This window comes from Streptomyces sp. NBC_00388 (assembly GCF_036061255.1).
Classification (GTDB): domain Bacteria; phylum Actinomycetota; class Actinomycetes; order Streptomycetales; family Streptomycetaceae; genus Streptomyces.
The window spans coordinates 6,387,742-6,407,808 of the sequence record NZ_CP107948.1 but is presented as its reverse complement, the minus strand read 5'-3'; the positions used below and the strand labels follow the sequence as shown (position 1 = coordinate 6,407,808).

Genomic DNA, 20,067 nt, shown 5'->3' with positions numbered 1-20,067 from the left:
CCACCTCCTGGGCGGTCGCCGAAAAAAGGGGAAGACATGAGATCCGTTTCCACCCGGTTCCGCCTGGGGCTGCTCGCCGGCTCCACCGCCCTCACCGCTTTCGTGTCCGTGGGCTCCGCCACCGCGGCCACCGGGGCCGTCAGCCTGAACGGCAGCTGGGCGCCGTTCTCCCGGTGCCCTGTGGACGCTCCGGCGATGCTGGCCGCCGACGGACAGAACGACACCGCGCTCTGTGTCTCCTCGCACTCGGCGAACGGCTCCATCAAGCTAGGCAACTCCGTCGTCCCCACCGGGGCGAGCGATCTGCAGCTCGGCGTGATCACCCACTCCGACGGCTCGTCGACCCTGGTCTCCCCCGCCGACGGCGCCCTGGTGGCCGACTCGGCACAGCTCCCGGGCGGCCTGCTGGGCCTGATGTGCCCGAGCAACGTCCCCGTGGTCAGCGGTGTCTGCAAACAGCTCACCGACAACAGCCTGAACCGGGTCACCGCCACCATCGAATCGGTGAACAACCCCAGCGGATTCACCCTGCTGGCCGGAGCCACCACCGGCAAGCCGATCGTGACGCTGCCGGTCCGCATCCACCTGCAGAACCCGTTCCTGGGCGACAAGTGCTACATCGGCTCGTCGGCCGACCCCATCCTGCTGCGCCCGCAGAACCTCACCGCCCCCACCCCCGGGACCGAGGCGTTCGACGCCGACGGCACCTCCGACCCGGACGGCGCTCTCGGCAGGATCAACCTCATCGGCGCGAACCAGGGCGACACCACCTACGCGGTCCCCGGCGCCGAGGGCTGCGGGCTGAACCTGCTGAACTGGGCGGTGAACCTCAAGACGGCCCTGCCCTCCGCCTCCGGCAAGAACAACGTGACGCTGAACAGCGCGTCGACCTACGTCGCCACACTCAACGACCCGGCGAGCGCGGCCCCCAGCGAGGGCAAGGCGCTCTCCGACGCCTGGCACTCGGCCGTGCGGCACTGACCCTGCCCCGTACGGGCCCGCCGTCCGCCACGCCCCGTCCCGGTGAGCCGGACGGGCCCGGCGGGCCCCTCACCCTCCCGCCCGGTGGGGCCGCCTTCCACGCGAAGGCGGCCCCACCGGCATGCCGGTGGGGCCGGTGCACCGCGGCCGGCGCACCACACGGCGGGGCCCGGCGAACGGCACGGTGCCGACAACCGGCCATTCATGGCCGGTCGCCGGCACGGCGGAACGCGACGCCGGGGGGAGGCCCTGCCTGCCTACTGCTTGGCGGCCGTGGTGCCCGGCAGCTCGGGGACATCGGGCGGGCAGAGGTTGTCGGGCGAGTCAGGAATGCACGTCGTCCCCTGGTTCATCTCGATACTGTTTCCCGGCCCGGAGATGGAGGCGGTGAAGAGCGGATCCAGGTCCTCACCGTTCGTACCGCAACCCGAGAACTTCGGAATGTCGATGGTGCCGTCGAGCGTGCCCCCGTAGAAGACATTGGTGTATTTGGCCCCGCCGTTGAGAACCACCTTGTACGGCGTCGCTGTCCTGCAGGAGTCCCCGACATCGAGCGGAGTTCCGTTCACCTTCACGTCGTACAACCGCAAGGACTGCTTGAACGAGATCACCGAGAAAATACTGGTCCCGACATTTCCGGTGGATATGGTGACCGGGCCGGTCTCGAATCGCACCTTCGCCGTCACCGGTTCGAACCCGAACGTCAGGAAGGTCGATTCGGCGTCCGGGAGCTTCAGGTCCGCCAGGGAGTCGAGCCGCAGATAAAGGCCGCCGGGCTGGACGCTGGACCTCACCGAGGAGTGGGTGACCGCCAGCACGCTGATCGTCACCGGCCGGCGTTTCGGGTCGTTGATGACCATCGCGCCGTTCAGCTTGCTGATGTTGGCCACGCCGATGGCGTACGCGCATCCCGGGCTCCCCGGCAGGTCGAACTCCCCGGGGGTGGCGCCCGGCGGCGCCACCGGAGCATCGCTGGGGTCCGCCTTGCCCTGCGGCACCACGGTCGGGCACTTGCCCACCGGGGCGGGGTCCGACCGGGGCTGGACCGTGACGCCGCCGCCCTTCCGGCGCCCCGTGTCCTCGCCCGGCTCGCTGGGCCCTGGGCTGCCCGGTGTGGCCGACGGCGCGGTGCTCCCGTCCCCCGGCACCGGAACGGTGCCCAGCCGCAGGTCCTGCCCGGCGACCGGCTCGCAGACCAGCGGAACGGTCTCCGGGGCGGCCTCCTGGCCCGCGGCGGGCGTCGCCGTCAGCAGCCCGAGCCGCAACTCACCGGCGGTCAGCGTCACATCGCCCGCGCCGCCGACCGTGACGGTGGGAACGGCGCCCGAGTGGACGAGTCGTACCTCGCCCTCAGCAGGGACCGGCGTGCTGGGAGCGGCGAGTTGCGACCACATCGCGGTGGCCTTCTGGTCGTTCTGGCTCACTTCGACGGCGAGCGATGCGGTGCTCAGCACCGCGGCGGTGTCCTTCGGCAGCAGCGCGGCGACGTCCGCCCGCGCGAGCCCCACCGTGACCTGCACAGGGCCCGGCTGCACCGGCTTGCCGACCTCGGCGGACGCCGGCAGGCGCGCCGCCACCTCGACGGTGGCGCGGACGGAACCGGAGGGCAGGCCGCAGTCGTAGGCGAGGGCGGCGGGGGTTCCGCCCTCGCCGGCGGCCGAGCCGTTGCCCGCCAGCAGTCCGGCGACGAGTGCCGCCGCAGCGGCGGAGGCCAGCCGTACCGGCCGCCTGCCGCCCCTCACAGGTGTCCTGGGATTCATGCCGGCCCCGCCCTCCGCCTCATACGCTCCGGTCCAGTTCTTCCGCTGCCGCCCGGCCCCGCCCGCGCGCCGGGCCCACAACGTGAAATCCGGGCCGGAGGCAGCATCCGCTGCCTCCGGCCCGTACCTCTGTGCCCATCGGGTTACGGGGTGCTGATCACCGGAAGGGTGCTCACCGCGTACGAGGCGTTGAACGACGCCACGTCACCGTTGTTGATGAGTCCGAGGCAGCTGGCGCCGGACGCGACGAGGCCGGTGCCGGTGCCGTCGATGACCAGGGCGTGCGCCGTGTTGTCGTAGTGGCCGTTGACCGTACCGGTGAAGTCAGCCGCGCAGCCGACCCCCGCGATGTGCGCCGAGATGGAGCTGACGGTGCCGTTCACCCAGGTCGGGTGGGTGGCGTTCACACTGACCGCGTTGATCTTCCACGGAGTGGCCTTCATCGTGACCTTGAAGGTGATGCCCGCGACGTTGCAGTTGGTGAAGGTGATGTTGTTGATGGAGCCGATCCCCACACCGGTGGGGCTCGTCGCCAGGAGCGAGCCCGCGGTCACGTCGGACGACGCACAGTTCAGAGTCGCCGCGGGGACCGCCAGCGAGGGGTTGACGGCGTGCGCGGTGTAGGCGCCGGAGTGGGTGACCGTCCACGAGGACGTGGCGGTGGCCGAGGCCGAGGTCGCGGCCAGCCCGACAGCCGCGCCGATGGCGGCGGTCACGAGTGCGGCTCTTGCGGCAAGCTTGTGCATGGTGTGATTTCCCTTCGTGGCGTCCTGATCAGATTCCCGGAGTTCCGTCCCGAACGGAACGGAGCCCCCACGAGGTTCACGTGGCCGGAAGGCGGTTTCGTCCCGGGCGACCGCCTGTTCCGACCGTGCGGCGATGACGCTACGAGTGAGTAACCTGAGTCCGCAATGGCCTGTACGAAGAAATCCGGGCGCGGTTTCCCCGCGATCAATTTCCTGTTGTCCGGCGAGTACAGGACCACGTCCGCATTAGCTGAAAGTGAGCAATTCCGCCGAGCCCTCCGTGTTCTCGGGTGACAGTTGCCCACGCCCGGCACCGACCGGATCCCGTGTCGGGCGCATCCGCACCGCACGCTCACACCGGGGCTTCCTGCTGTCAGAAAATGACAAGGAAAACACGCGGCCGGCCGAGAATTCAGCCCGGCCGTTCCGCCCGGCGGCCGCGGCACACGACACGAGTTGGCTGGATCCGCTCCCCCGCCCGTCCGCGGCCCTGTCCCGGCGGTGTCCACCGGCCCACGGATTCGACTATGTTCAGCAACTCACTGGTACGCACCTGAAGGTCTCCGGGAGCGCTCTCCCGTCGACCACCCCCACCGGGCGCTGGAGAGCAAGGGGTCGAGGAATGCCGGGAGTTGCACAACCCTCGGACATCGGAGAACCGCTGGGGCCGCTGCCTCAGGAGTTCGCTGCCGTCATGCGGCCCGAACTCCCCAGTCTGATCAAGGAGATCGGGCTTGAGGTCACCCGCGCCTACCCCGAGTACGCACGGCTGCTGGAGGGCCCCTACGCCCAGGGCATCCGTATCGGTGTGGAGCAGAACATCTCCGTCTTCGTCGACCAGGTCGCCGAACCCACCGCTCCGTCCGCGCTGCGGGACGAGATGTGCCGGAGGTTCGGCAGGTTCGAGGCATACGAGGGCAGGACCCTGGACCAGCTCCAGGGCGCGTACCGGCTCGGCGCCCGGATCGCCCTGCGCCGGGCGAAGCGGGTGGGGCGGCGCTACAACCTCTCCCCCACGCTGATGCTCACCTTCGCCGATGCGCTGTTCACCTACGTCGACGAGCTCGAAGCGCTCTCCCGCGAGGGCTATCTGGAGGTCAGGACCGCCGGCGGGGACCAGCTGGACACCCAGCGGCGCCGTCTGCTGCATCTGATCCTCGCCGGATCACCGGTGCCCCGCGCCGCCATCGCCGAACTCGCGGAGCAGACCTGCTGGACCCTTCCCGACCAGGTCACACTGGTCTCCCTGCGGCCGCCCGCGGGAATTCCGTCCGCCCTGCTGGACAACGATGTCCTCGCCGATCTCGCGGAGCCCCAGCCCCATCTGCTGATTCCCGGGCCGTTCGACGAGCGAAGACAGCACATGCTCGACGTCGCGCTCCCCGGGGCGCACCGCGCCATCGGCCTCACCGTCCCGCTCGCGAACGCCGCCGACTCACTCCGCTGGTCCCGCCGGGTACTCGACCTCATCGACACCGGAATCGTCCCGGACGCGCCGACCGTCCGCTGCGAGGACCACATGGTGACCCTCTGGCTGCTCTCCGACCGCGCGCTCCTGGAACAACTGGCCGGCCGTGAACTGGCCCCCGTCTCCCATCTCACCGCGAACCGCAGGGACCGCCTCCTGGAGACGCTGCACGCCTGGCTCGCGACCCGCGGCACCGCCGCCCACCTGGGTGAGGTACTGGACGTGCACGCCCAGACCGTCCGCTACCGCATGCGCACCCTGGAGAGCATCTTCGGCGAGCAACTGTCCGATCCCGAGCGGCGGTTCGCCATCGAGATCGTCCTGCGGGCGATGCGCCTCGAATCGGGCGACAGCTGATCCCGGCCGCCCCTCCGGGCCCCGGGAACGGCGCCCGGCCCGACACCTTGCACGGCAGGACACTTCGCCCGTACGCCCGCCTTGCCCGCGGCACCGTCGCGCCATAACCTGACCCTCCAGTAAGTTTACTCGGGAGTAAGGAAGTGTCCGTGGCGGACAACATCAGCGCGAAGCTCGCAGAGCTGGACTTCGCGTCCGTCTCCCCCCAGGAGTTCGCGGGCATCATCAAGGGGCTCTCCAGCCGGGAACTCGGCGAGATCGCCCGCGGTGAGCTGCGCCACCGCGTCCTTGCCGAGGTCTTCGGGCGCATGGGGCGGCAGTTCCGTCCGGAGAGCGCGGGTTCGCTCGCCGCCACGATCCGCTGGAAGGTCACGGGCGAGAGTGACGTCGTGTACGAGACCACGATCGCCGGGGGAGTGTGCACCGTCACCGAGGGCCGCTCGGACGCCGATCCGCGCACCACGCTCACCATGGGGGACGCCGATTTCCTCAAGCTGGTGTCCGGTAACGCGAGCCCGGTGACCCTCTTCATGCTGCGCAAGGTCAGGATCGCGGGCGATGTGGGCCTCGCCGCGGGGCTCTCCCGCTACTTCGACATCCCCAAGGCCTGAGGGAGGGCGCCGGACATGAGCGGATTCTCCCTCGAACTGACCGGGGAACAGCGTGACCTGAAGGAGTGGGTGCACGGTTTCGCCGCCGGGGTCGTGCGTCCGGCCGCCGCCGAGTGGGACGAACGCGAAGAGACACCGTGGCCGGTCATCAGGGAGGCCGCCCGGATCGGACTCTACGGTTTCGAATCGCTCGCCGACATGTACGGCGACCCCACGGGGCTCTCCCTCCAGATCGCCAACGAGGAGCTGTTCTGGGGTGACGCGGGGATCGGTATGGCGCTGTTCGGCACCTCGCTCGCCGTCGCCGGGATCTTCTCCTCCGGCACCCCCGACCAGCTCGCCGAGTGGGTCCCGCAGTGCTTCGGCGACCCGGACGACCCGCGGCTCGCGGCCTTCTGCGTCTCGGAGCCGGAAGCGGGCTCGGACGTCTCCGCGATGCGGACCCGCGCCCGCTACCAGGAGGCGACCGACGAGTGGGTGATCCACGGTCAGAAGGCCTGGATCACCAACGGCGGCATAGCCGATGTGCACGTCGTCGTCGCCTCGGTCGACCCGGAGCTCGGCTCACGCGGCCAGGCCGCCTTCATCGTGCCGCCCGGCACACCGGGTCTTGCCGCGAACCGCAGGATCAAGAAGCTCGGGCTGCGCGCCTCGCACACCGCGGACGTCTTCCTCGACGAGGTCCGGGTGCCCGGCCACTGCCTGCTCGGCGGCAAGGAGAAGCTGGACCGCAGACTGGCCCGCGCCCGGGAGGGCGGCCGGGCCAGGGGCCAGGCCGCGCTGGCCACCTTCGAGGTCAGCCGGCCGACCGTGGGCGCGCAGGCACTGGGGATCGCCAGGGCCGCCTACGAGTACGCGCTGGAGTACGCGGGCGAGCGGCACGCCTTCGGCCGCCCCGTCATCGAGAACCAGTCCATCGCCTTCGCGCTCGCGGACCTGCGGACCGAGATCGAGTCCGTACGGCTGCTGATCTGGCAGGCCGCCTGGATGGCCAGGAACGACAAGACCTTCGACGCGGGCCAGGGCTCCATGTCCAAGCTGCGCGCCGGTGAGCTGGCGGTCGCCGCGTCGGAGAAGGCCGTCCAGATCCTCGGCGGCGCGGGGTACAGCCGTGAGCACCCGGTGGAGCGGATGTACCGCGACGCGAAGATCTACACCATCTTCGAGGGCACCAGCGAGATCCAGCGGCTGGTGATCGCCCGGGCGATCTCCGGGCGCCACATCCGCTGACGGGGTCACTTTCGGCGGGGTCGGGTCGCACTGTCCGGCTCGGTCGGGTCTCATCAGCCCCCGAACGTACAGAAGGCCCCCGGCAGTAGCTGGGGGCCTCAAGTGAATCGCGGGCATACGAGCGCCACCGTGGGACACGGTGACGTACCAGTGATCAGCAGGTCGGGCAATGGTGCACACGGCCGCACGTGAGGATGCGGCCGCTCGGCCCACCAACCCATTCGAGTGGAGTTACGTCACACGCCGGGGACGCCTGCGCTGGCAGCGATCACGTTGTACCGGTCGAGGTTCTTCTCCAGCATGCGGTGGAGTTCACGCGCTGTGGTGGCGTGCAGGTAATGCTCGGCACCGTGGATGGTGACCTTGACGCACTCCTCGGCGTCGTCTCCAGTGAGCCCGACCCTTACATGGCTCTCAGGCCAGTTGGGGTGAGGGGTGGTGGGCTCGTGCGTCTCGCCGGCAGGGCGTTCGCGGCGGGGCTTGCCGACCTTGTCTCGTCCCATGAGGGCAGTCTCCTTCATCCATCGCGGGTTCTCGATACGGCGGGGGCGGGGCGCTGATCACTCCCAGCCACCGAGGAAGCCGCCGGAGAGCTGTGCAGAGCAGATGTTGTAACCGCCCTGCGCGTGGGCAGTCTTGGTCTTGCCACCTACCGACACTGAGCAGTGGATATCGCCTTTGCCCTGCAGCTGGGCGGTGACGTTGTAGTACATGGCGTCCTTGGAGACCTTCAGCGTCGTGGTCATCGGCACCCCGGATCCCTTGATGTTGTCCGAGTCGCTGCCATAGGTGATGTCGATCGGTCCGAGCGCACCGGCGGGGGCCGTGCCCCACACCTTGAACGTGACGACCTCGGCCTTCTTCTTCTCGGCGGGCTTGGCCTTCGGCTTCGCCGCGGGCTTGGCGTCGGCCTTCTCCGCGGGCTTCGAAGCCGAAACTGCGGGAGTGTCCTTCGCGGTGTCGGACTTCTTGTCGCCGTCGCTGCCGCCGAGGGCCGCACCGACGACGATGAGCGCTACGAGGAGGCCACCGAGGCCGATGAAGACGTTCCGGGCTGTGTGCTTCTTCTGCGGCTGCGGAGGTGCCTGGTAGCCGGGCTGGCCCCACTGGGGCTGGTGGCCGGGCCGCTGAGGGTCGAACTGAGACATAGCTTCCCCTTATGTGGATCAAGTGACGCACCCGTGGGGGGATCGTGAACATAGCGCTATCTCTTAACGTCTACTCACTTTTCGCTGAGATCGGTACGAATCGGTGACACCGACCTACGTGGCCCGCGATGACGTCACAGGCGGAGGGTGCCCGCACGGGAACGGTTCGCGCTCCATCCGCAAGCCAGGGCTCTTGATCCAGTACCGATGAAACGGGAAGTCCCGCACCCCCAGGGCCACGAGCGCGATAGCCCCGGCGGTGCCCGCCCGGCGAGCAAGGGACACTGGCATCAGCCGGGCGGCGCTGTCCGGCGCACCCCTCGGGGTGACCGGCGCAGCCCGCCCGGCCGGGGCGGTCCGCCGGTTCAGCGGGCGGCGTCGCGCACCGTCGCGCCGATCTCCGCGCGCAGCGCGGCGTACCCGGGCAGCCCGCGCAGCTCGTCCGGGTCCTCGCTCCCGGTGCGGGGCAGCTCGATCGGGATGTCGAGCGCGACGGTCCCCGGACGGGCACTCAGAACGACCGCGCGGGTACCGAGGAAGACGGCCTCGTCGACGCTGTGCGTGACGAAGACCGAGGTGATGCCGGTCTGGGCGCTCACGGTGCGCAGATCCTCCTGGAGCCGCTCACGGGTCAGCGCGTCCAGGGCGGCGAACGGCTCGTCGAGCAACAGCAGATCCTTGCCGCCCGCCAGCGCCCTCGCGATGGCCACCCGCTGCTGCTGGCCACCCGATATCTGCCAGGTCCTGCGGCCCGACGTCCCGGTCAGCCCGACGCGTTCCAGCAACTCCTCGACGCGTGCCGGACGTTCGGCCCTGGGGACACCGGCGAAGCGCAGCGCGAGCGAGATGTTGTCGCCGACCGTGCGCCAGGGGAACAGCCGTGGCTGCTGGAAGACCACTCCTGCCTGACGCCCCGGCTCCGGCGCACCGCCGTGCACGGCGACCGTGCCGGACGAGGCGCGCTCGAAACCGGCGATCAGCCGCAGCAGCGTGCTCTTCCCGCAGCCCGACGGGCCCACGAGTACGAGGAACTCACCCGCCGGGATGTCCAGCGTCAGCGGGCCGAGCGCCGTGACGGCGTCCGCCCCGCGGCCGTACCGGTGCCGCACCTCCCGCACGGCCACCGCGGCCGGGACGCTCGTGGCACCCGCGGCGGCTTCCCGGACGGTCGCGCTGCCCGGAGCGGGACCGTCACTCGGAGACGGCATCGCTGAGCCCTTCCACGTACACGGCCTTCTCCAGCGCGGGGAGTTCCGGCGCGGCCGGGATCTGCTTCTGTCCGACCAGGAAGTCCGCGGCGCTCTGCAGGTTCCGTGCCAGTCCGCCGACATGACCGGGGCGCCCCAGCCACTTGTCGTCGGCCTGTTCGGCGGGTTTGAGGAAGATGCCCTGCTTGAGCTGGGCGGCGGCGTCCCGGCTGGGGATCCCGAGCTGCTTCCCGACGGCCCGGGCAGCGTCCTGCGGGTCGTCGTGGATCAGGTTCAGGGCCCGTGCCTGCACCTTGCGCCAGGCGGCGATCACCTCGGGCTGGGACTTGATGAAACCGGCCGACGCCACTCCCAGGTCGAGGGTGGGCTTGCCTGCCGCGGCCAGCCGGCGGCTGGAGACCAGGGTCTTGCCGGTCTTGCCGAGTTCGTCGAGCGTGGGGAGCCAGACGTAGGCCGCGTCGATATCGCCGCGCGACCAGGCCGCGGCGATGTCCTGCGGTTCGAGGTCCAGCAGCTTGACCTTCGACGGGGCGACGCCCGCCTTGTCGAGTGCGGCGAGCAGGCTGTAGTGCGAGGTGGAACCGAACGGTGTCGCGACCTTGCGGCCCACCAGGTCCCTGACGTCCTTGATGCCGGAGCCGTTCCTGGCCACCAGCGCCTCGTTGTCACCGGCGACGTCCAGGACCCAGGTGACCCGGTAGGGGATGTTCAGCGGCTCGGACAGGCCACGCGCCACCGGGCTGGAACCTATCGCGGCCAGATCCACCGACCCCGCGACGAAGGCGGTGTTGATCGTCGCCCCCGAGTCGAACTTGATCCACTTGATCGTGCGGCCCGGCAGCGCCTTCTCCAGCCAGCCCTTCTCCTTGACGATCAAGTCACCGCTGGGGAAGGCCTGGTAGGCGATCCTGATCTCCTTGCCGCCCCCTCCGGCACCGGCTCCGGCGTCACCGGCGCCGCAGCCGGTGACGACGACCAGCGCTCCCAGAGCCGCGACGAGCGGGGAGGTGCGGCGCAGACCGCGTGTTCCGGGCATGGCGTAGTCCTTCATTTCGATGCAGGGGGCGGATGAGCGGGGAGGGGCGGGAAGCGGGGCCGCGGAAGGTGACGCGCGGCGCGGACGGCGGGCAGCTGTTGGAGCGTCAGGACAGTCGGCGCCAGGGGGCGAGCCGGTTCTCGGCGATCCGGAGCAACGCGTCGATCAGCAGGCCGGATATCCCGATCGCGAAGAGGCCGAGGACCACCACGTCGGACTGGTTGTAGCGCTGTGCGTCACGGATCATGCCGCCGATGCCGGGAAGTCCGTTGACGGTTTCCGCGGCGACGACCGAGGAGTAGGCGATCCCGAACGCCAACCGGACCCCGACCAGGATTTCCGGCAGCGCGGAGGGCAGGACGACGCAGGTCACGACCTGCGAGCGGCGTGCGCCGATGGCGCGTGCGGCCTCCACCAGCGAGGCAGGCGCGGAGGCGACCGCGGACGCGGTGGCCACGGCCACCGGCGGCATGGCGGCAATCGCCAGCAGCCACAGCTTGGGGGCCTCGTCGATGCCGAACCAGATGATCAACAGGCTGAAGTAGGCGAGCGGCGGCAGGGTGCGCAGAAAGGCCACCGCCGGTTCGAACACGACCCGCACCCACGGCAGGGTGCCCATCAGCAGCCCCGCCACGAGCCCGGCCAGCACCCCGGCGCCCGCCCCGATCGCGATCCTGCGCAGGCTGATGCCCAGGTGCTCGATCAGGGTGTGGCCCTGGTAACCGCGCACCCCGTCATGGGTTCCGGACGTCTCGACGAGCGCGTGCCAGACGGCCGACGGTGGTGGCACCAGCAGGGGTGACCACAGCCGCAGGGCCGTGACGGCCTGCCAGAGCGCGAAGAGCACGACCAGCGCGAGCAGCCGCAGCCCCGCCCTGCGCAGCAGCGCGGCCCGTTCCGGGGAACGGCGTCGCGCGGGAGGCGGCTCCGCGGCCGGCGCCGGGGCGGGCGGGTGGTTCCCGGTGGCGGTGGATGTGGTCAAGGCGGACTCCGGCGAGAGATACGGAAAGGCGGCAGGCCGCCAGGGAGGGGCGAGGCGGTACGGGAGGGGGAGACCGGCGGTGCGCACGGGCCACGGGGGTGGCCCCGGAGGCCACGCGTGGCCGCCGCACCGGACGGACCGGGCCGCTGACCGGCGCACGGGGGCGGCGGCCCGGTCCGTCCGGTCAGGCGGCAGGGAGCGGGAAGGCAGACGGACGACGCCGCGGGGTGCGGGATGTACTCAGCGCTGCCGGGCCAGGCTCAACAGGAGCAGCTGGTCACACGGCAGAGATCGATGGTGAGGCATTCCACCAGATACTGATCGCTGGTCACGGGGGATTTGTAGCACAGGCCCCAGACCCCCACCAGAGGCCGTCCGCCACCTGGTACGGAGCAGTCTCTCCCAACCCGCCTGGCGGGAAAGGGGATTGACCGGGCGGAGCGGGCGGCCCGGGCCCCTCCGGCGCTGATCGCACCGCGGGAGGGGCACGGACCGCGCGGTGCACGGCCCGGCCGGAGCGGCTGTCCGCGAGAGTGCCGGGACGAGCCGGTCCCTGCGGGCCCGCGGTGCAGCCCCGGGAGCGGGACGCGGTCACCGGGGCGCCCGCGGGTACCGCCGAAGGGCTGAACCGCACCGCCGGGTGATCGCTGGTCCGGCCTACAGCATGTGCGGCGTTCGCACCCCGGTGTGAGGGTGCCACTGTGACCACCGCCAGCACGGAAGCCCCTGCCGCACCACCCGTTCTCGATGTCCGGCAGCGGAATATCGTGTTCGGCACGATCATGCTGGGCGTGCTCCTGGCCGCTCTCGACCAGACGATCGTCGGTACCGCGCTGCCGACGATCGTCTCGGACCTGGGCGGGGCGGCCCATATGTCCTGGGTGGTCACCGCGTACCTGCTCGCCGAGACGGTCTCGACCGTCCTGGTCGGCAAGTTCGGTGACCTCTTCGGCCGCAAGCTGATCTTCCAGGTGTCGGCGGTCATCTTCATCACCGGCTCGTTCCTGTGCGGCCTCGCGACGAACATGCTGCTGCTGATCGCCTGGCGCGCCGTGCAGGGGATCGGCGCGGGCGGGCTGATGGTCACCGCGATGGCACTGATCGCGGATGTCATCCCGCTGCGCGAGCGTGGCAAGTACCAGGGCGCCATCGGTGCCGTCTTCGGCGTGTCCACGGTGATCGGCCCGCTGCTCGGCGGGGTGTTCACGGACCATCTGACCTGGCGCTGGGCGTTCTACGTCAACGTCCCGATCGCCATCCTCGTGGTGATCGCGGCAGCCCGCAACATCCCCTCGGTCAGATCCGCCGGCCGGCCGGTCATCGACTACGTGGGCATCACGCTGGTCACGGCCGGGGCGAGCGCGCTCATCCTCGCCACCAGCTGGGGCGGCAACCAGTACGCCTGGGGCTCAGCCACCGTCATCGGACTGTTCGCGCTGGGGCTGATCGCGCTCGCCCTGTTCTGCGTGGTCGAGACCCGTGCGGCGGAGCCGATGCTGCCCATGCGGCTGTTCTCCAATCCGGTGTTCGCGGTCTGCTCGATCCTCAGCTTCATCGTCGGCTTCGCGATGCTCGGCGCAATGACGTTCCTGCCGACGTATCTGCAGTACGTCGACGGGGACTCGGCGACGATCTCCGGCGTACGGACGCTTCCGATGGTCATCGGGCTGCTCATCGCCTCCGTGTTCAGCGGCAACGTCGTCAGCAAGACGGGCAGCTACCGGATCTTCCCCATCGTGGGCTCGCTGGTGATGGCGGTGGGACTGTTCCTGATGTCCCGGATGGGCCCGCACTCGGGCGTATGGCGTGAGTCGCTGTACATGTTCGTGCTCGGCCTCGGCATCGGGCTCTGCATGCAGGTGCTGACCATCGCCGTGCAGAACACCGTCGACTACTCGGATCTGGGGACCGCGACCTCCGGCGTGACGTTCTTCCGCACACTCGGCAGCGCTTTCGGTACCGCGGTGTTCGGCACCATCTATGCCAACACCCTGAAGCCGAAGCTCGGTTCGGCCATCGGCGAGGCGGCGGTCGCGACCGGTACGGGTCCGGCGCGGATCGCCAGGGCCGCCCAGGACCCGAAGTCGCTGCACAAGCTCCCCGGCGCCGCGGCGGAGCCGGTCATCCAGGCGTACGCCCACACCATCCACACGGTCTTCCTGTGGACCGTGCCCGTCGCGCTCATCGGTTTCGTCGTGGCGCTGTTCCTGAAGCAGGTGCGGCTCCGCGACTCCGCCCGCGCCGGGTCGACCGACATGGGCGAGGGCTTCGCCGCACCCGCGTCCGGCGACTCGGCCAGGATGCTGGAGTTCTCCCTCGCGAAGATCCTGCACAGCCAGGGCCCGGACACCGCCCGGCGGATCGTCGCGGATTCCGACACCCGCCTCGATGTGGCGGGCGCCTGGGCCGTGATGCAGGTCGAGCTGCTCACCCGGCTCGTCGGGCACGCGAGCATCGGACTGGCCGGGGCCCGGTACCGGATCCCGCCCGAGGTGCTGGTGCCGGTCTTCGACCGGATGGTCGACGAGGGCTATCTCACCCGGGACGGCAGTCTCTTCTCGCACACCGCAGCTGGCTTCCGGGAGGCCGAGACGATCACGGCTGCCTGGGCACAGTGGCTGAACGACCAGCTGGAGGCGGACACCGGCAGGCAGCGCAGCGCCGAGCTGCGGGCTGCTGCGGACGCCATCGCCAAGCGGCTGCTCGCCGAGGACCTGGCCACCGGGCTGCCGCGCGGCCGGGACACGGCCACGGCGGCGCGCTGATCCCGGCACGGCCACGGCGGCGCTGATCCCGGCGGGCTCTCCCCCGCCCGCAGGGCCGCGGGAGGCCGGGTTGCGGGCCCCTGAGCACGGACTCCGGGCTTTCTTTCATAATGGTGGACGGGGCTCCGCCGCGGAGACCCCGGACGACACAGCAGCGTGGCCCGTCCGCCGGATCAGCAGCGCGCATTCCTGGAGGAAGAGCCCCATGAGCGAGGAGCACCCGGAACGGCGCCCGGCCGGAGAGCTGGAGGCGAGTGTGCTCGCCGTGCTCTGGGCGGCCGGAAAGGCTCTGACCCCCGCCGATGTGCAGCGTTCCATCGACGGCGGGCTCGCCAGGACCACCGTGACGACGATCCTCAGCCGGCTGCACGACAAGGGGTGGGTCACGAGGACCCGCGAGGGCCGCGGCTTCGCCTACACCCCGACGGAGGACTCCCCCGGGCTCACCGCCCGCCGGATGCACTCCGAGCTGGAGAAGGAGCAGGACCGCTCCACGGTGCTCGCCCGTTTCGTCTCACGGCTGAGCTCCGACGACGAGCGGCTGCTGCGGGAGCTCCTGGAGAGCGAGGGCAAGTGATCTACGCCGTGTGGGTGCCCTTGCTGATGCCCCTGCTGGTGGCGCCCGCCGCCCGGTGGCTCGCGGAGCTGCTGGCGCCGCGGCAGGCCGTCCGGCTGCTGACGGCGGCTGCGGTCACCCTCGGCGGCTGCTCGGTCTCGGCACTTGGGCTGCTGGCCGTGGCGGGACTGCTGCGGCTGCCGCCGGTCGCCGCGGTCGGCCGGCTGATCCACCCGGTGAGCGACGAAGGACCGGCCACCGCGGTCGCTTCCGTGGCGGCCGGCGCCGCGCTCGCCGTCTGCGCCACCGCTCTGGTACGGACGGTGCTGCGTCAGCGCGCGGAGCTGCGGGAGGCCCGGCGTCAGGCCGGGGGCGGCGGAGAACTGGCCGTGGTGCGGGACCCGGCCCCCGACGCGTACGCCCTGCCCGGCCGCCCCGGCCGGATCGTGGTGACCACCGGCATGCTGCGGGCCCTGACCCCCGCCGAGCGAGAGGCGCTGTTCGCGCACGAGCGCGCACACCTCACGGGACGGCACCACCTCTTCATCGCGGTGGCGGAAGTGGCAGCCCTCTGCCACCCGGCGCTGCGCGGGCTGCGGGCGCCGCTCGGTTACGCCCTGGAGCGCTGCGCGGACGAGGCGGCGGCCGGCGCCGTCGGCGACCGCTCCCTCGCGGCCCGTGCCATCGGCCGCGCCGCGCTGGCCGCCCACCGCGGGGCCGCCGCACGCCCCGGCCTTGTACTCGCCGCCACGGCCGGGCCGGTCCCGCGCCGGGTCGCGGCACTGCTGGGCCACCGTCCGGCCGGGACCGGACACCCCGTATGGCGCGGACGGGCCGCGCAGGGCCTCGCCGCGGCGCTGCTGATCTGCCTCTCCCTGTCGGCGGGCGGTGCGCTGGACGCCGCGACGGACCTGCACGGCGGCATCGAGGCGGCCCAGGCCGGGGCCGGACACCGCTGACCCGCGCGCGCTGATCCCGCAGCCCCGGAACGCCTCACCGGATACTCCCCGGGCACCCCCTGCTGCGCCGCCCGGCCGCCGACTACGATCTCGAACATGTTGACGAACTGGGCGGGGAACATCACCTTCACGGCGCAGCACATCGACCGCCCGGTCACCCTCGGCGCACTGCGACGGCTCGTCGCCTCCTCCGCCCGGCTGCGCGTGCTGGGCAGCGGGCACTCGTTCAACACCATCGCGGACACCGAAGGCACGCTGGTCTCGGTGGCCGGTCTGCCCGCCGAGATCGAGGTGGACAGGGCCGGGTCGGCCGTCCGGGTCGCGGCGGGCGTGCGCTACGCCGAGCTGGCCCGGGAAGTGCACGCGCACGGACTCGCCCTGCCCAACATGGCCTCCCTCCCGCACATCTCGGTGGCGGGCTCCGTCGCCACCGGCACCCACGGGTCCGGCGCGGCCCTGGGCGGGCTGGCCACCTCGGTCAGGGAGCTCGAACTGGTCACCGCCGACGGTGAACTGCGCACGATCAGCCGCGACCGGGACGGCGAGCGGTTCGCAGGGGCCGTGGTCTCCCTGGGCGCACTCGGGGCGGTCACCTCGCTCACCCTGGATCTGGTGCCGGCTTTCGAACTGGCGCAGCGGGTCCACACCGGACTGCCGCTTTCCGTCCTGGACGCGCACTTCGACGCGGTGACATCGGCGGCGTACAGCGTGAGTCTCTTCACCGACTGGCGCGGCCCGCACTTCGGTCAGGTGTGGCTGAAGTACGCACCGGACCGGGAGCCCGATTTCCCCTGGGCCCCCGAGGCGCCGGGCCCGCTGCACCCCGTGCCCGGTGTGCCGCCCGTCCACTGCACCCAGCAGCAGGGCGTCCCTGGGCCGTGGCACGAGCGGCTGCCCCACTTCCGCGCGGAGTTCACGCCGAGCTCGGGTGCGGAGATCCAGTCGGAGTACCTCGTCGACCGGCGCCACGGTCTCGCGGCTCTGCACGCGGTCGACGCGATCCGGGACGTGATCGCACCGCTGCTGCAGGTCTGCGAGGTGCGGACGATGGCCGCCGACGCGCTGTGGCTGAGTCCGGCTTACGGCCACGACACGGTCGGGCTGCACTTCACCTGGGTCAAGGACACCGGAGCCGTCCTGCCGGTGCTCCGGCTGCTGGAGGAGCGGCTGGAGCCGTTCGCCGCGCGCCCGCACTGGGGAAAGCTGTCCACCGTGCCCGCCGGCCGGCTGCCCGCCCTCTATCCCAGGCTGGCGGACTTCCGCCGTCTGGCCGGGGAGCTGGACCCGCAGGGCAAGTTCACCAACGCCTTCCTGGCGCCGCTGCTCCGCGGCGCCTGAACAACACAGTCCCGGCGGCGGGGTGTCGAGATCCGTCCCGGCCGGGGTGTCCACCCGAGCGAGGAGATCCGGCAGCGATGAACACCCCGTACTACGAAGACGTCTCCCCGGGCAGCGGCGCCCTTCCGCCGCGCGCCAGGTACGCGGACTCCGACGCGATGACCCTCTCGCTCAACGGAAGGTGGCGCTTCCGGCTCTCGCCCACCGCCGATGGCGCCGACACCTCGTTCAGCGTGCCGGATCACGACGCGAGCGGCTGGGACGAGGTGGCGGTCCCCGGCCACTGGGTGCTCCAGGGGCACGGCGCGCCGGTCTACACCAACCACCTCTACCCCTTCCCGGTCGACCCGCCCCGCGTACCGACGGGGAACCCGACGGCGGACCATCTGCGCACGTTCGACCTGCCGCCGCGGTGGCCGTCGTCGGGTGACGCCGTGCTGCGGTTCGACGGGGTCGAGTCGTGCGCCCGGGTGTGGCTGAACGGCGAGGAGCTGGGCGAGTTCAAGGGCAGCAGACTGCCCCACGAGTTCGCGGTGGGGGCGCTGCTGCGGCCCGGCGGGAACGTCCTCGCGGTCCGGGTCCACCAGTGGTCGTCCGGCTCGTATCTGGAGGACCAGGACCAGTGGTGGCTGCCCGGGATCTTCCGCGATGTGACGCTGCTGCACCGCCCGGAAGGGGCCGCCGGTGACTTCTTCGTACACGCCGCCTACGACCGGCCGACCGGCCGGGGCACCCTGCGGGTGGACAGCGCGGTACCGGGCCGGGTGACCGTACCGGAGCTGGGGATCGAACTGGCGGCCGGTGACGAGGTGTCGGTACCGGCCGAGCCGTGGACCGCGGAGACCCCGCGGCTCTACGACGGTGAACTGGTCACGGCGGGCGAGCGGGTGGCGCTGCGGATCGGCTTCCGTACGGTCCGGGTCGAGGACGGTGTCATCACGGTGAACGGACGGCGGATCCTCTTCCGCGGGGTGAACCGCCACGAGTTCCACCCGGACACCGGCAGGACGCTGGACCTGGAGACCATGCGGGCCGACGTGACGCTGATGAAGCAGCACAACATCAACGCCGTGCGCACCAGCCACTATCCGCCCCACCCCGACTTCCTCGGTCTCTGCGACGAGATGGGGCTCTGGGTCGTCGACGAGTGCGATCTGGAGACCCACGGCTTCACCGAGCAGGACTGGCGGGGCAATCCGGTCGACGACGAGCGCTGGACCCCGGCGCTGCTCGACCGGGCCGCCCGCATGGTGGAGCGCGACAAGAACCACCCCTCGGTCATCGTCTGGTCACTGGGCAACGAGTGCGGGACGGGCCGCGGGCTCTCCGCGATGGCCGGATGGATCCGTGACCGCGACCCGGACCGGCTCATCCACTACGAGGGCGACCCGTCCTGCGCGGACACCGACATGTACTCACGGATGTACGCCTCGCACGCCGAGGTGGCGGCCATCGGACGCGGCGAGGACGGCGGCCCCCGGGGGCGGAGCGAACTCCCCTTCGTGCTCTGCGAGTACGGGCATGCGATGGGTAACGGCCCCGGTGGCCTCACCGAGTACCAACAGCTCTTCGACGCGTACCCGCGCAACCAGGGCGGCTTCGTCTGGGAGTGGATCGACCACGGTCTGACGCACCCCGGGTTCGGCTACGCCTACGGAGGCGACTTCGGCGAGGAGCTGCACGACGGCAACTTCGTCTGCGACGGGCTGCTCTTCCCCGACCGCACGCCGTCCCCCGCTCTCGCCGAGTACAAGAAGGTCATCGAGCCGGTCGGCATCGACGGGGACGGAGCGCCGGGGACGGTCGGCGTCGTCAACCGCTACGACTTCACCGGTCTGTCCCACCTCGTCTTCACGTGGTCGTACGACGTGGAGGGCGAGCCGGTTGCCGCGGGCGTCCTCGGCGTGCCTGAGCTGGCACCCGGCGAGCGGGCCGAGGTGCCGCTGCCGGCTCCGCCGGACACCGGCCAGGAGGCGGAGAGCCACTGGACGGTCCGGGCCCTGCTCGCCGACGGCAGCCGCCACGAGGTCGCCTGGGCGCAGCTGCCCGCCGCTCCCCGGCGGCCGGCGGCCGTGGCGACGGGGGCGGCGCCGCGCGGTTCGGGGGAGATGATCGGCCTCGGCCCCGGCTGCTTCGACGCGCGCACCGGAGAGCTGCGGAGCATCGGGGAGACCGCCGTGCGGGAGCTGCGGCTGGATGTCTGGCGTGCGCCGACGGACAACGACAACGGAGCGGACCCGGTGACCGGAGTCCGCCACGGGCCGCTCTGGCGTGAGCTGGGGCTCCACCGGATGCAGCACCGCCTGGACGCCGTGGAGCTGTCCGGCACCGCGCTGACGGTACGGACCAGGGTGGCGCCCGCCGCACGGGACGCCGGCCTGGTGACCGTGTACCGCTGGACCGGTGACGGGGACCGGCTGCGGCTCGCGGTCTCCGTCACGCCCGAGGGCGAGTGGCCGGCGCCCCTCCCCCGGCTGGGCATCCGCTTCGCACTGCCGGACGGCGCGGATTCGGCCGCCTGGTACGGCGGCGGCCCGGGCGAGGCCTACCCGGACACCCGCGCGGCAGCGCGGCTCGGCAGGTGGGAGTCGCCCGTCGGCGGCCTGCAGACGCCGTATGTCCGGCCTCAGGAGAACGGCGCGCGGGCCGGTGTCAGGTGGGCCGCGATCGGGGGTGTGCGGGTGGAGGGCGACCCGGAGTTCTGGTTCACGGCACGCCGCTGGACGACCGAGCAGCTGGACGCGGCGGACCACCGCACGGATCTGCGCCCGGGGGGCCGGGTCTGGGTGAATCTCGACCACGCCCAGCACGGCATCGGCTCGCAGTCCTGCGGGCCCGGCGTCCTCCCCGGGTACCGACTCCACGCGGCGCCCGCGGAGTTCGCCTTCACCTTCTCCGGGGCTCCGGCCTCCTGAGCGCGCG

16 protein-coding genes are annotated in these 20,067 nt (G+C 71.4%); 9 read left to right on the top strand and 7 right to left on the bottom strand.

Annotation, left to right across the window (positions count from 1 at the left end; all coding sequences use genetic code 11):
- Positions 1-36: 36 nt before the first annotated feature.
- Complete coding sequence (locus OG917_RS28515; protein WP_328320983.1) at positions 37-981, top strand: hypothetical protein; 945 nt, start codon at positions 37-39, stop codon at positions 979-981.
- Between the two features lie 257 nt (positions 982-1,238).
- Here the strand turns inward: OG917_RS28515 and OG917_RS28510 are convergent, their stop codons facing one another.
- Together OG917_RS28510 and OG917_RS28505 are read right to left on the bottom strand one after the other, a co-directional pair.
- Positions 1,239-2,741: a DUF6801 domain-containing protein gene (locus OG917_RS28510; protein WP_328320981.1), complete on the bottom strand. Its 1,503-nt coding sequence runs from the start codon at positions 2,739-2,741 to the stop codon at positions 1,239-1,241.
- A gap of 143 nt (positions 2,742-2,884) precedes the next feature.
- Complete coding sequence (locus tag OG917_RS28505; RefSeq protein WP_328320980.1) at positions 2,885-3,487, bottom strand: hypothetical protein; 603 nt, start codon at positions 3,485-3,487, stop codon at positions 2,885-2,887.
- Between the two features lie 622 nt (positions 3,488-4,109).
- Between OG917_RS28505 and OG917_RS28500 the strand changes: the two genes are divergently transcribed.
- The 3 genes from OG917_RS28500 to OG917_RS28490 all read left to right on the top strand — a co-directional run bounded on the left by OG917_RS28500 (position 4,110) and on the right by OG917_RS28490 (position 7,153).
- Positions 4,110-5,312 carry a helix-turn-helix domain-containing protein gene (locus OG917_RS28500; RefSeq protein ID WP_328320979.1) on the top strand — a complete coding sequence of 401 codons (1,203 nt, stop codon included), beginning with the start codon at positions 4,110-4,112 and terminating at the stop codon, positions 5,310-5,312.
- Positions 5,313-5,455: 143 nt separating this feature from the next.
- Positions 5,456-5,923, top strand: coding sequence for an SCP2 sterol-binding domain-containing protein (locus tag OG917_RS28495; RefSeq protein WP_443059031.1), 468 nt, complete (start codon positions 5,456-5,458; stop codon positions 5,921-5,923).
- Positions 5,924-5,938: 15 nt separating this feature from the next.
- Positions 5,939-7,153 (top strand): acyl-CoA dehydrogenase family protein, encoded by a 1,215-nt coding sequence (locus tag OG917_RS28490; RefSeq protein ID WP_328320977.1) that lies wholly within the window; start codon positions 5,939-5,941, stop codon positions 7,151-7,153.
- Between the two features lie 236 nt (positions 7,154-7,389).
- On the opposite strand, the gene OG917_RS28485 is transcribed toward OG917_RS28490, so the two are convergent.
- The 5 genes from OG917_RS28485 to OG917_RS28465 all read right to left on the bottom strand — a co-directional run bounded on the left by OG917_RS28485 (position 7,390) and on the right by OG917_RS28465 (position 11,527).
- Entirely contained in the window at positions 7,390-7,656 is a 267-nt protein-coding gene (locus OG917_RS28485) for a hypothetical protein (protein WP_328320976.1), read from the bottom strand.
- A gap of 57 nt (positions 7,657-7,713) precedes the next feature.
- Positions 7,714-8,301: a hypothetical protein gene (locus OG917_RS28480; protein WP_328320974.1), complete on the bottom strand. Its 588-nt coding sequence runs from the start codon at positions 8,299-8,301 to the stop codon at positions 7,714-7,716.
- Positions 8,302-8,666: 365 nt separating this feature from the next.
- Positions 8,667-9,509 (bottom strand): ABC transporter ATP-binding protein, encoded by an 843-nt coding sequence (locus OG917_RS28475; protein ID WP_328320972.1) that lies wholly within the window; start codon positions 9,507-9,509, stop codon positions 8,667-8,669.
- Complete coding sequence (locus OG917_RS28470; protein WP_328320970.1) at positions 9,493-10,545, bottom strand: taurine ABC transporter substrate-binding protein; 1,053 nt, start codon at positions 10,543-10,545, stop codon at positions 9,493-9,495. The genes OG917_RS28475 and OG917_RS28470 overlap by 17 nt, the downstream gene beginning before the upstream one ends.
- A gap of 106 nt (positions 10,546-10,651) precedes the next feature.
- Positions 10,652-11,527, bottom strand: a complete 876-nt coding sequence (locus OG917_RS28465; protein WP_328320968.1) for an ABC transporter permease — start codon at positions 11,525-11,527, stop codon at positions 10,652-10,654.
- A 701-nt stretch (positions 11,528-12,228) separates the two neighbouring features.
- Here OG917_RS28465 and OG917_RS28460 point away from each other — a divergent pair.
- The 5 genes from OG917_RS28460 to OG917_RS28440 all read left to right on the top strand — a co-directional run bounded on the left by OG917_RS28460 (position 12,229) and on the right by OG917_RS28440 (position 20,060).
- On the top strand, positions 12,229-14,292 hold the full coding sequence (locus OG917_RS28460; RefSeq protein WP_328320966.1) for an MDR family MFS transporter: 2,064 nt from the start codon (positions 12,229-12,231) through the stop codon (positions 14,290-14,292).
- Between the two features lie 205 nt (positions 14,293-14,497).
- Positions 14,498-14,869: a BlaI/MecI/CopY family transcriptional regulator gene (locus OG917_RS28455; RefSeq protein ID WP_328320964.1), complete on the top strand. Its 372-nt coding sequence runs from the start codon at positions 14,498-14,500 to the stop codon at positions 14,867-14,869.
- Positions 14,866-15,807, top strand: coding sequence for a M56 family metallopeptidase (locus OG917_RS28450; RefSeq protein WP_328320962.1), 942 nt, complete (start codon positions 14,866-14,868; stop codon positions 15,805-15,807). Before OG917_RS28455 ends, OG917_RS28450 begins: the two co-directional genes overlap by 4 nt.
- An 87-nt stretch (positions 15,808-15,894) precedes the next feature.
- The gene (locus OG917_RS28445; RefSeq protein ID WP_328322253.1) at positions 15,895-17,145 is read left to right on the top strand and encodes an FAD-binding protein; all 1,251 of its coding nucleotides are present in this window, start codon (positions 15,895-15,897) and stop codon (positions 17,143-17,145) included.
- Positions 17,146-17,222: 77 nt separating this feature from the next.
- Positions 17,223-20,060: a glycoside hydrolase family 2 TIM barrel-domain containing protein gene (locus OG917_RS28440; RefSeq protein ID WP_328320960.1), complete on the top strand. Its 2,838-nt coding sequence runs from the start codon at positions 17,223-17,225 to the stop codon at positions 20,058-20,060.
- Positions 20,061-20,067: the final 7 nt, after the last annotated feature.

What these genes read in the sequence shown, in the direction of transcription:
- OG917_RS28500 (WP_328320979.1), top strand. Translation starts at nt 4,110, where the DNA reads ATGCCGGGAGTTGCACAACCCTCGGACATCGGAGAACCGCTGGGGCCG.
- OG917_RS28475 (WP_328320972.1), bottom strand. Translation starts at nt 9,509, where the DNA reads ATGCCGTCTCCGAGTGACGGTCCCGCTCCGGGCAGCGCGACCGTCCGG.
- OG917_RS28440 (WP_328320960.1), top strand. Translation starts at nt 17,223, where the DNA reads ATGAACACCCCGTACTACGAAGACGTCTCCCCGGGCAGCGGCGCCCTT.
- OG917_RS28480 (WP_328320974.1), bottom strand. Translation starts at nt 8,301, where the DNA reads ATGTCTCAGTTCGACCCTCAGCGGCCCGGCCACCAGCCCCAGTGGGGC.
- OG917_RS28455 (WP_328320964.1), top strand. Translation starts at nt 14,498, where the DNA reads ATGAGCGAGGAGCACCCGGAACGGCGCCCGGCCGGAGAGCTGGAGGCG.
- OG917_RS28485 (WP_328320976.1), bottom strand. Translation starts at nt 7,656, where the DNA reads ATGGGACGAGACAAGGTCGGCAAGCCCCGCCGCGAACGCCCTGCCGGC.
- OG917_RS28505 (WP_328320980.1), bottom strand. Translation starts at nt 3,487, where the DNA reads ATGCACAAGCTTGCCGCAAGAGCCGCACTCGTGACCGCCGCCATCGGC.
- OG917_RS28510 (WP_328320981.1), bottom strand. Translation starts at nt 2,741, where the DNA reads ATGAATCCCAGGACACCTGTGAGGGGCGGCAGGCGGCCGGTACGGCTG.
- OG917_RS28490 (WP_328320977.1), top strand. Translation starts at nt 5,939, where the DNA reads ATGAGCGGATTCTCCCTCGAACTGACCGGGGAACAGCGTGACCTGAAG.
- OG917_RS28470 (WP_328320970.1), bottom strand. Translation starts at nt 10,545, where the DNA reads ATGCCCGGAACACGCGGTCTGCGCCGCACCTCCCCGCTCGTCGCGGCT.
- OG917_RS28515 (WP_328320983.1), top strand. Translation starts at nt 37, where the DNA reads ATGAGATCCGTTTCCACCCGGTTCCGCCTGGGGCTGCTCGCCGGCTCC.